The 13,992-nt window shown below is 38.6% G+C and carries 10 protein-coding genes; 7 read left to right on the top strand and 3 right to left on the bottom strand.

Features of this window, described 5'->3' with window-relative positions; genetic code table 11:
- Positions 1 to 105 precede the first annotated feature (105 nt).
- The 6 genes from R9C00_24770 (at position 106) to R9C00_24745 (ending at position 6,537) form a co-directional block, all read left to right on the top strand.
- Entirely contained in the window at positions 106 to 957 is an 852-nt protein-coding gene (locus R9C00_24770; GenBank protein WPO34912.1) for a DUF350 domain-containing protein, read from the top strand.
- A gap of 144 nt (positions 958 to 1,101) precedes the next feature.
- Complete coding sequence (locus R9C00_24765; protein WPO34911.1) at positions 1,102 to 2,952, top strand: DUF885 domain-containing protein; 1,851 nt, start codon at positions 1,102 to 1,104, stop codon at positions 2,950 to 2,952.
- 180 nt (positions 2,953 to 3,132) lie between these two features.
- On the top strand, positions 3,133 to 4,446 hold the full coding sequence (locus R9C00_24760; protein WPO34910.1) for a UDP-glucose/GDP-mannose dehydrogenase family protein: 1,314 nt from the start codon (positions 3,133 to 3,135) through the stop codon (positions 4,444 to 4,446).
- A gap of 42 nt (positions 4,447 to 4,488) precedes the next feature.
- Positions 4,489 to 5,421: a UDP-glucuronic acid decarboxylase family protein gene (locus tag R9C00_24755; GenBank protein ID WPO34909.1), complete on the top strand. Its 933-nt coding sequence runs from the start codon at positions 4,489 to 4,491 to the stop codon at positions 5,419 to 5,421.
- Positions 5,422 to 5,579: 158 nt separating this feature from the next.
- Positions 5,580 to 5,945: a hypothetical protein gene (locus R9C00_24750; protein WPO34908.1), complete on the top strand. Its 366-nt coding sequence runs from the start codon at positions 5,580 to 5,582 to the stop codon at positions 5,943 to 5,945.
- Between the two features lie 175 nt (positions 5,946 to 6,120).
- Positions 6,121 to 6,537, top strand: a complete 417-nt coding sequence (locus tag R9C00_24745) for a DUF1987 domain-containing protein (protein WPO34907.1) — start codon at positions 6,121 to 6,123, stop codon at positions 6,535 to 6,537.
- Positions 6,538 to 6,626: 89 nt separating this feature from the next.
- On the opposite strand, the gene R9C00_24740 is transcribed toward R9C00_24745, so the two are convergent.
- From R9C00_24740 to acs, 3 genes are all read right to left on the bottom strand, one after another.
- Positions 6,627 to 9,338 (bottom strand): T9SS type A sorting domain-containing protein, encoded by a 2,712-nt coding sequence (locus R9C00_24740; protein WPO34906.1) that lies wholly within the window; start codon positions 9,336 to 9,338, stop codon positions 6,627 to 6,629.
- Between the two features lie 15 nt (positions 9,339 to 9,353).
- Entirely contained in the window at positions 9,354 to 10,442 is a 1,089-nt protein-coding gene (locus R9C00_24735) for a hypothetical protein (GenBank protein ID WPO34905.1), read from the bottom strand.
- Positions 10,443 to 10,771: 329 nt separating this feature from the next.
- A complete protein-coding gene (acs, locus tag R9C00_24730) occupies positions 10,772 to 12,688 on the bottom strand; it encodes an acetate--CoA ligase (GenBank protein WPO34904.1) in 1,917 nt (638 codons plus the stop codon).
- A 595-nt stretch (positions 12,689 to 13,283) separates the two neighbouring features.
- Here acs and R9C00_24725 point away from each other — a divergent pair.
- Positions 13,284 to 13,937 carry an RNA polymerase sigma-70 factor gene (locus tag R9C00_24725; protein ID WPO34903.1) on the top strand — a complete coding sequence of 218 codons (654 nt, stop codon included), beginning with the start codon at positions 13,284 to 13,286 and terminating at the stop codon, positions 13,935 to 13,937.
- The last annotated feature ends 55 nt before the right edge of the window (positions 13,938 to 13,992 follow it).

The raw sequence follows: 13,992 nt of genomic DNA, 5'->3' as shown, positions 1-13,992 counted from the left end.
CAATTATTATTTTTCTCACTCAAAAGTTGTGGCTGTAGAACTATTCCCTTAATTTATGCCTAAATTTTTTCAAGCTTAATTTATTCATCCTCTAACTATAAAATAATGGACTTTTTGAATAGTATTCCAGAAGAATACCTAAGTGCTATCAGTCTTCTCATTGTATATGTGGTTGTTTTTGTGGTCTCAAAACTAGTTTTTGACCTTACCACGCCTTATAACCTCAATCATCAGCTAACTGAAGAAGATAATGTTGCTGTTGCAGTAGTGCTTGCAGGGTATTTTTTAGGTATTACCATCATTTTCTTAGGTGCTGTAGATGGTCCGGGAACTGGAGTAGTGAATGATGTAATAGCTGTAGGAGGTTACGCTTTAGGAGGTATGGTGGCGCTCAATTTAGCCCGGATTATTAACGATAAACTGGTTTTATACAAGTTTTCCACCAATAAGGAAATTATAGAAGATAAAAACCCAGGTACGGGAGTAGTGCAAGCTGCTTCGTATATATCAGCAGGGCTGGTAATAGCTGGAGCTATTCATGGCGAAGGAGGAGGAGTGTTGTCGGCAGTAGTGTTTTATTTTATAGGGCAGGTCATCTTGATAATCTTTGCTTGGATTTACGAAAAGCTCACGCCTTATTCTTTCCACGATGAAATAGAAAAAGATAACTTGGCGGCAGGTCTGTCACTATCGGGTGGGCTTATCGCCATAGGGATTATTATCATGAAAGCTATTTCTGGTGACTTCGAGAGCTGGTCAGATCATTTGTCAACCCTTGGTTGGGATGTAGCCCTTATTTTAGTTTATATTTTCTTTGTAAGGTTCTTCTTCGATAAGTTTATTATACCGAAATCTGATTTGAGCAAAGAAATAGCGGAGGATAGGAATGTAGGAGCAGGTTTACTTGAAATGTTGATTTCGATAAGTTTTGCAGCTGTACTGTACTTCCTTTTATAATAAAAATATTTATTATTATGTGAAAGCCAGCACTTCAGCTGGCTTTTTTTATGCCTAATTTTTCTTTGGAGGGTTTGCCCCATACGTTCCTGTTTTCGTTTTCGTTCCTAAGTTGATTCATTAAAAAAGGAAGAAATCAGTTTTATGTTCATTTATCGCAAAGCACAGCTTCGGCGAATAGTTATTCGAATATTGGCAGCATGCATCTTATGCCTAGGGGTTTGGGCGATAAATTTGGTTTGGTACAAACCATTTTCCATCGACTTGTTTTTTGAGAGGATGTTCATGGAATATGCTTTGGAAAAACCCGAGCTGGTTAGTCGGTTACATGTTGCAGAGCTAGGTTTGGGTGATTCGGAAAAGTACCTCGATGATATTTCTACCAGTCAGTTTGGTCGGGACTTAAAGGTTCTTACCCGCAATTTTGAAATGCTACGGAGTTATAAGCGATATGAACAGGATGAGTCCCAGCTACTTTCTACCATAGTGCTGGATCATTATATCAAACAAAAGCTTTATCAACAACAATTTCCTCACTATCAAACTCCTACCAATCATCTCACAGGTTTGCATGTACAGCTTCCTTTATTTTTTCATGAAGTTCAGATTATCAACAATCTCGAAGATGCGGAGAATTACTTGGCTAGGCTTTCGGTGATTCCAACTAAAATTGACCAGCTAATAGAGCAACTAATGGTGCGGGAAGTGTACGATGCGTTGCCTCCAAAACATATCATAGACTTGATGCTTGCGCAAATTGATACGATAATATCGCCAGAGCCAACTGAAAGTTTGTTTTTTAAAGACTTTATGTTCAAGCTTGCCCAAAATGAAGAAATGCCTGAAGAGGCAAAGGTAGAGTTGAGGTGGGAAGCGAAAATTGAAGTAGAGGATAATACCTACCGGGCTTTTAAGGAGCTAAAAAACAAGTTGAAATCACTGAGGACACAGGCTCCTGAGGAAGTAGGAATATGGCAATACACGGATGGTGATGTGTATTATATGCACCTTTTGAATGAAAAATTGACTTATGATACCCTAGTGCCAGACCTTGAGTTGATGGCTTTGGAGGAAATGGAAAGTAGGCAATTCGCTATAAAAGAGTTGTGCGATGAGGCTTTTACAACCGAAATTACTATGAAAGTGGTATTTGAGAGGTTAGAAAAGAAAATAGGGAGTGCCAATGCGAAGGGGATGAGTTTTGAAAAAGTAACAGAGTTTTGTAAGAACAGGGTCGCTATTGCCAAATCTAAATTTGGTAAAATGCTGCCTTTAGTGGGAACTTCTACAGTATTGTTTAATCAAATGCCGTCTTATTTAGATAGCTACCCAACTGGGGGATATTATTACCCAAGTAGTTTGGATAGCTATAGAGAAGCAAGTTTTTATCTGAAAAATGATTCTACTAGTTGGGCGATGTATAAGCTTCCTGCCCTTATGTACAGGGAGATTTATCCAGGAAGGCATTTTCAGTTGACCGTCCAAAAGTCACGGGAAACTTTGCCTACTTTCCGGCGAGCTATTGAATTTGGAGCTTACCAGGATGGTTGGTCGCTCTATGGGCTAGAGCTTGCAATGGATAGAGGGCTACCTAAAAATGATTTTGAGAAAATAGCTTGTTTGCAAGAGCTATTGATAGAAGCGGCAAAAGCTGTAGTAGATATCAGGATTCATTTTCACCAAATGACTAGGGAAGAAGCAATAGCTTTTTTCCAAAATGAAACAGGTGTGGGCTTAAAGGAAGCGGAAGCGCAAGTAGATGCTTGTATTGTAGCCCCTGGGCGTGCCCCCTCTTGCTTAGGAGGTTATTTATTTTTTCAGCAACTGAAAAGAAAAACTCAGCTTCAGCTAAAGCAAGATTTTGATCCCCTCGAATTCCATTCTTTCATTTTAGGAAATGGCTCACTTCCCCTAAAAGTACTTGATGGGCTTGTGGGTCAGTATATTGCTGATAAAAAAAGTATCAAGAGAAAATTTATGGTGCTTTCACGATGAGCTTTTTGAATAATAATCTCTTCTACAGCTAAAAAACATGTTGTGATAAGCTAATAAAAAATATGTTTAAGCATAACATTTTCTGAACTTTCATGCCCATAGATGGATCAGGTAATTTTCTTACCCTATATTAGCAACAATTTTAGCATCCAATTTATTTAATTATATATTTTTAATAGTATGAATATAGCAGTAGTAGGTACTGGTTATGTAGGATTGGTAACAGGAACGTGCCTTGCAGAAACTGGTAATAATGTCATTTGTGTTGATATTGACAATGAAAAGGTTGAAAAAATGAAAGCGGGAGAGGTGCCGATTTATGAGCCAAACCTCGACGTTTTTTTTGAAAGAAACCTTAAGGCAGGAAGGTTAAAATTTACTACAAACCTGAAAGAAGCTGTTGATCATGCATCGGTTATCTTTTTGGCATTACCGACTCCTCCTGGAGGCGATGGTGAGGCTGATCTGTCTTATGTACTGGGTGTAGCCAATGAGCTTGGGCACATTATGGAAGACTACAAGGTGATTGTGGACAAAAGTACTGTGCCAGTAGGAACAGCTGACAAGGTACATGCTACTATTGCAAAAAATGCAAAGCACAAATTTGATGTAGTATCAAACCCCGAGTTTTTGAGAGAAGGGTTTGCCGTTTCAGATTTTATGAAGCCTGACCGTATTGTTATTGGTACTTCTTCGGATACAGCTCAGGCACTTATGGCTGCTTTGTATAAACCATATGTCCGCCAAGGAAATCCTATTATTTTTATGGATGAGAAATCTGCCGAGCTTACTAAATATGCTGCAAACTCATTCTTGGCTGTCAAAATTACATTTATGAATGAAATTGCCAATTTCTGTGAGAAAGTGGGGGCAGATGTAGATAAAGTTAGGATAGGGATTGGTACAGATGCAAGGATAGGGAAAAGGTTCATTTTTCCAGGTATTGGTTATGGAGGTAGCTGTTTCCCCAAAGACGTATCTGCCTTGGCCAAATCGGGTATAGAACATGGAAATGCCTTTCAGATTCTAGAATCTGTTATGGATGTTAATAATAAGCAGAAAACTATTTTAGTGCCCAAGATAAAGTCCTACTTTGGAGATGATTTGAAAGGTAAAAAGTTTGCATTGTGGGGATTAGCATTTAAGCCTGATACTGATGATATAAGGGAAGCGCCTGCTCTTTATATTATTGATGAGTTGGTCAAAGCTGGTGCAGAGATAGTTGCCCACGACCCAGAAGCGATGGAGAATGTACAAAAGGTATTAGGTGATAAAATTGTCTATTCAAAAGATCATTATGATACTCTAAAAGATGCAGATGCACTTATTGTTGCCACTGAGTGGTCTCTTTTTAGAACTCCTGATTTTTCAAAAGTAGCAGAGTTGCTTAAGGAAAAAGTAATTTTTGATGGTAGAAATCTATATGATCTTGAAGAGATGAGAGAATTAGGGTTTTATTACGCATCAATTGGTCGAAACTTAGTGGAAGGTTAGCCTAAACTATATTTTAAGTTATTATTAATATATTCTTTTAAAATGAAGAAAGTTCTCATTACCGGTGCGGCCGGCTTTTTAGGTTCACACCTTTGCGATAAGTTTATCGATAAAGGATTTCATGTAATTGGTATGGACAACCTAATTACAGGAAACCTTGACAATATTGAGCACCTGTTTCCACTCAAAAATTTCGAATTTTACCACCACGACGTGAGCAAGTTTGTGCACGTGCCAGGAGAACTCGATTATATATTACATTTTGCTTCTCCAGCAAGCCCAATAGATTATCTTAAAATGCCAATTCAAACCCTAAAAGTGGGTTCTTTGGGAACTCATAACCTATTAGGGTTGGCCAGGGCAAAAAAAGCGAGAATTATAGTGGCCTCGACATCTGAAGTATATGGTGATCCTACAGTTCATCCACAGAAGGAAGAGTATTGGGGTAATGTCAATTCTGTAGGACCTCGTGGCGTTTATGATGAAGCTAAAAGGTTTCAAGAAGCGATCACTATGGCCTACCACAGTTTCCACGGTCTGGAGACAAGAATGGTAAGGATTTTCAATACATATGGCCCACGTATGCGACTTGATGATGGAAGGGCATTGCCTGCTTTTATGGGACAAGCGCTTAGAGGTGAAAATATTACTGTTTTTGGTGATGGTAGTCAAACCCGTTCCTTCTGTTATGTGTCTGATTTGGTAGAAGGTATTTACAGGTTACTTATGAGTGATTATCATTTACCGGTTAACATCGGAAACCCAAGTGAGATTACTATAAAAGATTTTGCTGAAGAGATATTGAGGTTAACAGGATCAGGGAGTAAACTGATTTTCCAAGATTTACCTAAAGACGACCCGAAACAGCGCTGTCCAGATATTACTAAGGCAAAAAGTATTTTAGATTGGAAGCCGTTGGTAGGTCGTTCAGAAGGGTTAGAAAAAACATTAGCATATTTCAAGGAAAAAGTTTAATTCTGAATATAAATTAAATCCTTTCACCCAAAATAGTTACAAGCCTAATCGTTTTGGGTGAAGTTTGATGTGATGGCTATTTCAATAAAAAACATTCTCACATCATGCCTTATTTGAAATAATCGTATATTTACTCGCTGTAAACAAGAGTTGTTGCCATGACAAGTGACGAAAAAAAAGCTTATTTACTACTCAAATCGGTTATTTTCCACTATCATGGATTAGATGAGGACGAGCGCAAAATTTTAGTTGATACTGCTGAAAATCTTCATGCCCATGAGGAGTTACAATGGGCTTATGATTTTATAGCGGAAGATTATTACACTGCTTTTGAAAGAGCGAGGGAATATCTTAGTGTTCAAATGAACAAGTTTGACAAAGAGACTAGGCTATCTTATCTGAGTATGGTTTGGGATGCCAATAATAGAAAAGGTTACATTAGTGAAATGGAAGCAACCGCTTTATTAAATCTTGCTAGGGATTGGTATATCGAATCAGATTTGATCAAAATGATAAAAAAATAGGTGTTTTACTTAAATTTCCTCCCATCTTACCTTCCTGTCAATAATTTCGGAGAATAATAACGTTTAAAGGTAATGAAGATTAATATAGCCCGTTGGCTATATACAAGAAGGTTTTCCCACTAGAATTACCTAAATTGATAGTCCCCTGATTTTTAAAACTGAGTTTTAAACCGATATGGAAAAATTTTATATTGATGGCACACAGGAATTTATTCCGAAAATAGAGTTAAATCCAGTTTCCAACCACCATGAAATTTCTGGTGAGTCTCACCATGAGTATACTTGGGAGTTTTTTGAACCAATATTTAAATGGTTAGAGGAATATTTGACAACACCAGGTAGAACCATAGTGATGGATTTCAGGATGTCTTACTTCAATACTGCATCAGCGAAGGCGTTTTATGAAATTATTGAGTCCTTGGTAGACTATAAGAAGCACCGTTATGGTGATATCACAATTAACTGGTATTACGAGGAAGGTGACCTGGACATGTTGGAGATAGGAGAAGATTATGCCGAAGATTCCGGTGCAGATATAAACCTGATTCCTTATCCTAAAGTACATAAAGAAGAAAATGATTTTGAAATCTAGATACTTAATTTGAGTTTAGGCTCGGATGAAACTAAAAAGGGCAGACTGATAAATTCAGTCTGCCCTTTTTAGTTGGTTGTAAGAATAACCTAATTCACTATAATTCTTTTTATAGCCTTAGCTTTATCTGTTGTTATTTCCACTAAGTATAACCCCGCATCATTAAGAAGTTCTACTGATAAATTGAATTGGCTGTGGCTTTTTACAGAACTGTTTAAAAAGATGGTTTTTCCCACTGTATCAAATACCCTGACACTTACTTTTCCAAGGTAGTTTGAGGAATATTGCACAGAAAAGACTCCAGTTGTAGGGTTAGGGTAAACTAGCGTATTGGCTTTTAGCAAGTCGTCTTCCAATCCTGTTAGTACTTGTGTATCAGATATAACCGTACAGCCGTTGGTAGTGATAGCAACTTTATATTCTCCAAGACCTTTGGTTACCAACGTTTTCCTCGTTGCACCACTTATCGGGTCATCGCTCAAATACCATTGGTAACTTTCCCCTTCACTGGCAATTAGTGTATCATTTGATTGAGTGAAGGTTGATCCATATTTCTGAACAGTGATGGTATCTTTCCCCGTAGCATTTTGAGGATCTTTGGCGCTTAACTCTATCAGAAAATCCGTTGGGGTAATGGCTGTACTATTTAAAGTAAGGGTTCCTACTTCATCAATTTCCATAGTAAGTTCATTTTTCCCTACAGATGCCGAAGAGGAGGAAAGGATTCTTCCCGAAAGGCTCAAGCTGCTAACAGGGCTTTCCTCATCTGTTACCTTTTCAATAAGATTTATCTGGAGTGGGGATTCAGGGCAAATAGCTAAGTCTCCTAAGTTGGAAAATTGCGGTTTGTCGTTGACTGGAAGAATTTCTACCCTAAATGAATCGACAGTGGTAAAGGTGCCATCATTGGCACTAATAGCAGCATTTGCCGAGCCATGATAATTCTCGGTAACATTCAAGGTAACTGTGTTTGCCGATTTTGTAAGTTGTATATCAGGATTATCGCTTGAAATGGTAAAGACCATAGACTCACCATCAGGTTCGATGAACATTGTATTTAGGTTTTCAACAATTTCTACTACACCCGGATCTTCTTTCTCCACTATTGATTTGATGGGAAGTAATAACCTTGGAGCATCCATAATAGGCAGAATGGTCACCTTAAACGTATAGTTCAATGAGGTGAGGCTATCATCGGTAGCGGTAATAGTAATATAACCCTCTCCATTAAAATCCTCCGCCATTTCTATTATCAAACTATCATTGTTGAAAATAACGGGAGTTAGCTCAGGGATATCTGACTCGGCTGTAAAGTCTAAATGATTACGTCTGTATCTCATTGCCAAAGAGTCAAAATACTGTCCGTTATTATCATAATCTTTGAAATGGTTTTCCAACCGGTCAGTTACAATCCTAGGTCCACTATCTTCATCATAAATTACTTCATCTATAGGTGTAACCAAGTATGGGATATCATTGATAGAATCTATAGTGACTGTAAAAGCATGTATATACGAAATTCCTCCAGCTTCAGCAGTGATTTTGACAGAGACTTTGCCATTCTGATTGTCTATAGTAGACAACACCAGACGTTTGTTTTCCTCTACAGTAGCTATGAGTTTATCTTCCTTGCCTGCAATAGCAGTAAATGTAAAAGGGTCACCATCTGGATCGGTGAAATTCAGGTTTAAATCCTCGCTCACTACAACTCTTCCGGCATCTTCATCTATGGTCATACTTTTGATTGTATCAGCAACCATAGGGGTGTTCACAGTGATTGTTTTATAAGTGGTATCCGACCCACAAAAGCTATAAGCTATTTGAGACATTTCATACACACCTCCCGATAAATAGGTATAAGAAGTTAAGGTATCTTTGATTACTTCACCGTCACCCATATTCCAAATGTAAGAAACAGCATTTCGGCTAGTATCGGTAATGGAAAGTACATTGTCGACGAGGGTATGTTCAAAGCCGCCAATTACTCCTTCTGGTGAGCAATAGTCGAATGGTCGAACATTGAGTAAGCTCCATCTGTCCCTACTGTCTTTCACCCTTACTAAAAATTGATGTCTGCCAATATCTAAGCTAGTAGTAGTTAGATCAAGCTCTCCTTCAACAGAGATATTTTGACTTGGAGTAGGTACATCAATAGCAGTAGCATTACCAACTCCGGGGTCAGGCGAATTAATGAAATATTCCACTGCCACAATGGTTGAAGTATCTGGAGTAGTTGGGGTGTAAGTAGGTTCTACATAAAACTGGACACATTTCCCTATACTCCAATTTCCCTTCTCGTCTTGCACCCTCACGCACAAATGGTGCTTTCCCGCAGAAAGGCTACTTAGCGCATAGTCTACATCTATTTGCACATCATCTGAAGTAGTTCCTACAGAAGCTGCCGTAGCATTTCCTGCCCCAGGGTCGGTATCGATAAAATACTCGGCAGCAATTATTGTTGGCAATTTCGGAGTTTCGTAGCTCTCTTCTACATAAAACCTAGATTGCTTACTCAAGCTCCAATGCCCTTCTCCATCTTTTACCCTCACTACCAAGAGGTGAGAACCTTTGGAAAGTCCGTTGAGGTTGATGTCAAAAGATTGTTCCACGGTATCTGCAGGCGAAGGAATTGATAAAGAAGTTCCTTTGCCGACACTAGGGTCGGTATCGATAAAATACTCAGCTTCCACAATTTCTTGCGCTGTTGCAAAGCCTGAAAACCCTATTAAAAGTAAAATAATTAAGTACCTCATCAATCCTTGTTTCGTTTGCACTATTTTTTCCATGCTAAGTTTGTTCATTTGTTAGCAAAAAAATTAGTTAGGGAAAATGCCTTCAATGGTGAATTTCAATACATTGTCAGCTCCCAAAACAGGATTGTTTATTTCAATAGAACGAACGTGGGGATACCCAAAACGAACTCGAGGGTTAAAAGGAAAACGCCCACCTGTAAGTCCAATATTAGTCCCAGCACTTCCACTGTCTTTGGCAGGTGAGCCTTCTTGCAGTTCGAAATTAGAACGCATGATATTATCTAAACTACTAAAATAGCTATACCTTGATACCCAAAGCGGGTTGGTGTTTTCAATATTATTACTGCCAAATACATTGTCTGTTCCCCCCGAAAGGTCATCATTTGTTTCTTGGGTTAGGTTATAATCGAATATGTTGTTGTTACACGACTTGGTACCTATGCCTCTCTTTTCGGTATAACCGTAAAATATGTTGTTGAAAATAGTAGCTCCGCTTACATTAAACAAGGCTGTTCCCCCAAAAATAGCAGGGTTGAAAATGTTGTTTCTGATAGAGAACTCATCACCATTCCCATTGGCAATTTGTCCGATGATATTGTTTTCTATGGCGAGCTTTACATCTCCTTCTATAGCTTCCCAAGCATTGAAAAAGACCAGCTTTATGATATTGTTTTTTATGACAAAATCGGAGCTTGAAAACACACTATCTGTACTGAAAAGATCAATTCTATTGATATAATTACTGGTAATAGTTATACCATCAAAAGTAGTGTTTGCAACAACCGAGTCTCGTATGACCAATCGCTCGATCATCATGTTAGCTATAGTAGAATTATCTGCAGCTCCAGTAAGTACTATTCTATTGAACTTTGTTTCTAAACCGCCATATTCTAATGAATCGTTGTAGATTCCTCCGCCAATCAGAACTAGTGGTTTAGTGATGAAAATGGAATCTTCGCCATCATACCTATCACTGGCAGGGTGGATAAATAATGTATCTCCTGCATCGGCAGCATCAAGAGCCGATTGGATATCGGTGTATTGGGCTGGAATATTAGGGTTGATGCTTACGGTTTTTGTTCCTTGGGCCAAAATGCTCAATGAAACCACAAATTGAAGGGCTAGGCTAATGAAAAGATTTTTTTTCGTCATCACAATATAGGGGTTAAACTATGTCTATTTTCAGATTGAATTTATTTAACCAAAAACTATTCTTCTTTGGTTTTGGGCTAGTTACGTCTAAGTAATTTTTTGAGAGAAATGAGTGTTTATCTACAGTTATTATGTAGGAGCAGGACAAAGCTATTTGGGTTGGATACATAACGAAAGGTTCTTCCCTTCCTTATGTAAGTTCTTTGTTTTAAAGTAACATATTTAATACACTTTCATTCTAAAACTCATAATGAAAAGTTGATTTATAAGAGATAAAAAAAGCAGTATCATTTCTGATACTGCTTTTGGAGTGTAATATCGAAGGTGTTTTACTTTAATTTAATCGCTCCTTCTTTAATGCTTTCGACCACGGTAGGGTCAAGTAGAGTCGATGTATCCCCTAAATTAGACGTGTCTCCCTCGGCTACTTTTCTTAAGATCCTTCTCATAATTTTTCCCGATCGGGTTTTGGGCAAACCTCTTACTATCTGTATTTTATCTGGCCGGGCTATCGGTCCTATTTCTTTTACCACAACAGCCAATATGTCTTTTTTCAGATCGTCCATACTTGTTTCATCTAAGGCTTGCGAGTCGCAAATAACATATGCATAAATACCTTGCCCCTTGATGTTATGGGGGTAACCAACCACAGCTGATTCTATCACACCCGGATGGAGGTTGAGTGCATTTTCCACCTCGGCAGTTCCCATCCGATGCCCACTGACATTGATTACATCATCTACTCTACCAAGTATGCGGTAATAGCCATCCTCATCTCTTCTACAGCCATCTCCTGTAAAATAATATCCTTGGTAAGTGGAGAAATAGGTTTGCTTACATCTTTCGTGGTCGCCCCAAGTAGTCCTTAATATGGAAGGCCATGGGTGTTTTATACACAAGTTTCCTTCCACGCCTTTCCCTTCAATTTCCTTCCCCTCGGCATCTAGCAATACGGGTTGGATACCGGGAAGAGGTAAAGTGGCATAAGTAGGTTTGGTTGGGGTAATTCCCGCCAAAGGGGAAATCATAATACCTCCGGTTTCAGTTTGCCACCAAGTATCTACTATCGGACATGTTCTTTTGCCTACATGTTCATGGTACCAGTGCCAGGCTTCTGAGTTGATAGGTTCTCCTACTGTGCCGAGTACTTTGAGTGAGCTTAGGTCGTATGCTTCTACATACTCCAGACCGTGTGCTTGCAAAGCTCTAATTGCTGTGGGGGCTGTATAGAAGATATTTACATTGAATTTTTGGACTATTTTCCAGAAGCGGCCAGCATCGGGCCAAGTAGGCACGCCTTCAAACATTAGTGTAGTAGCCCCGCTCAGCAACGGACCGTACACTATGTATGAATGCCCCGTAATCCAGCCAATATCAGCGGTGCACCAATAGATATCGTCTTCTTCGTATTGAAATACATTTTCGAAAGAATACTTGGTATAGATCATATAACCTCCACAGGTGTGGACTACTCCTTTTGGCTTGCCGGTCGATCCTGAAGTATAAAGGATAAACAAAGGGTCTTCGCTATCCATCACCTCGGCTTCGCATTCTGTTGAAGCTTTTTCTAGGGCTTCGTTAAGCCAAACATCTCTCTCTTCTTTCATGGGGATTTCCTCGCCCGTTCTGCGGAGTACCAAGCATTTTCCCAAATTAGGGCATTCTTCCAATGCCTCATCTACTACTGTTTTTAGGGGTATTTGCTTTGCCCCACGATAAGCCGTGTCTGCTGTTATTACCACTTTTGCATCGGCATCTTGAATTCTGCTTGCGAGGGCATGGGCTGAAAAACCAGCAAAAATCACCGAATGTATAGCACCTATTCTTGCACAGGCAAGTACGGAAAAAGCCAATTCGGGTACCATTTGCATGTACAAACAAACCCTATCGCCTTTTTTTACTCCATTCTCTTTCAGTACATTCGCCATTTTGCACACTTCGGTGTGTACTTCTTTATACGTAAATGTTTTATGGGGCTCTTTTGGATCGTTGGGTTGCCAAATGATGGCTGTTTTATCTCCTCTAGTTTCCAAATGTCTATCGAGACAATTCTCGGTAATATTTAACTGCCCACCTTGAAACCACTTAGCTTGGTAGTCTTTAAAATCCCATTCCAACACTTTGTTCCATTTCTTTTTCCAAACAAATTCTTCAGCTTCGGCTTCCCAAAAGCTTTCAGGGTTTTCTACACTTTTTCTGTAGGCTACCGTATAATCTTCTAATGTTTTTATTCTGCTCATTTTCATATGTTTTTTGAATGCGGTAATAAACGTTTTTGCAAAAAAATGGGGAATGACTCCTAGATATCGACAAGGGTATTGTTCCAATTTCAAAACTGTCTCTAAGTTTAAAAAATACTTTCCATACCTACAAGCGGAGAATTGAAGGAACTCAATTGTAAGGTCGGCGGATTTGGAGAAAAGGACAAGTGTTTAAAGGAGAAAAAATTGAGCAACTGGTTAAATTTTAAAGCTTTCCTATTGGCTCATTTGAATAAACTTTATGGGTTAAATTCCGTGCTAACTTTTCTGTAAAGACCTTGATAGTATGCCAATTGGCTGTTTATTTTAAGTTTTTGATGATTTTTTAGAGGTTTAACGGTCGCTGATATGTTTTTAAAAATGTAATTAGTACAATTGTAAATATTTTTGCAGGAATATTAAAATGTAAAAGTTAAGGTTAGTAAAAAGGGAAAGCTCTGGTTTTGTGCAGAGGTAGTTTTTTTGGTTTTAAATAAAAGGAATAGCTGTTATATATTAAGGTATCTAGATGTGAGCCTCAAAAGGTTGTTTTATGTCACCGTTTTTTGTATATTTTTAACAGCGACTATTAAGGCACGGTATGAAAATGACTGAAGATTGGAAGCAACTTGTCTTACGGATTGCAAATGGGGACGATCATCTTGCATTCAAAAGCCTATTTGATAATTATGTTGGTTCTTTGGGCGAGTTTGCAGGAAGATATGTGTCAAGTCCAATGTTGGTCGATGAAATTGTGTCTGATGTTTTTGCCCAACTATGGGTTGGTCGTAAGAACCTGTTGAAAATAGAAAACCTTCCCGCCTATCTTTTTACCTCGGTTCGCAATTCCTCTCTCAAGTACCTCAAAAAAGAATCAGGAAAAGACCTTATTAGGCTAGATATTTCCGATTTGCCCAACCAATTTGCTGAAAGTGGTGCTAACCCGCTCGAAGAGCTTACCAACAAAGAGCTTAGGGCAAAGATAGATTCGGCTGTAAATGAACTTCCTGCGCAGTGCAAGGAAGTATTTATGCTGGCAAAGTACAGTGGAATGAAATACCAAGGTGTAGCCGATGTGCTCGGAATTTCTAAAAACACGGTAGAAAACCAGATGGTGAAAGCCCTAAAGCATATTCGCCATTCGCTCGAACCTTACCTTTCCGATGAAGAACAAAAAAATAATCATGATGTAAAAGTGGTTTTGGTTGTTGTATTCACAATGTTTGAAAATTATCTTGATTTTTTTCTCCAATAGCATAGTGGTGTTTTTTGAATTGGGACTCTTATAATCACAGGGCTTATTAAAACAG

This window comes from Flammeovirgaceae bacterium SG7u.111 (genome assembly GCA_034044135.1).
Taxonomy (GTDB): domain Bacteria; phylum Bacteroidota; class Bacteroidia; order Cytophagales; family Flammeovirgaceae.
The sequence above is the reverse complement of the archived record's forward strand: the minus strand, read 5'-3'. Positions and strand labels throughout refer to the sequence as shown.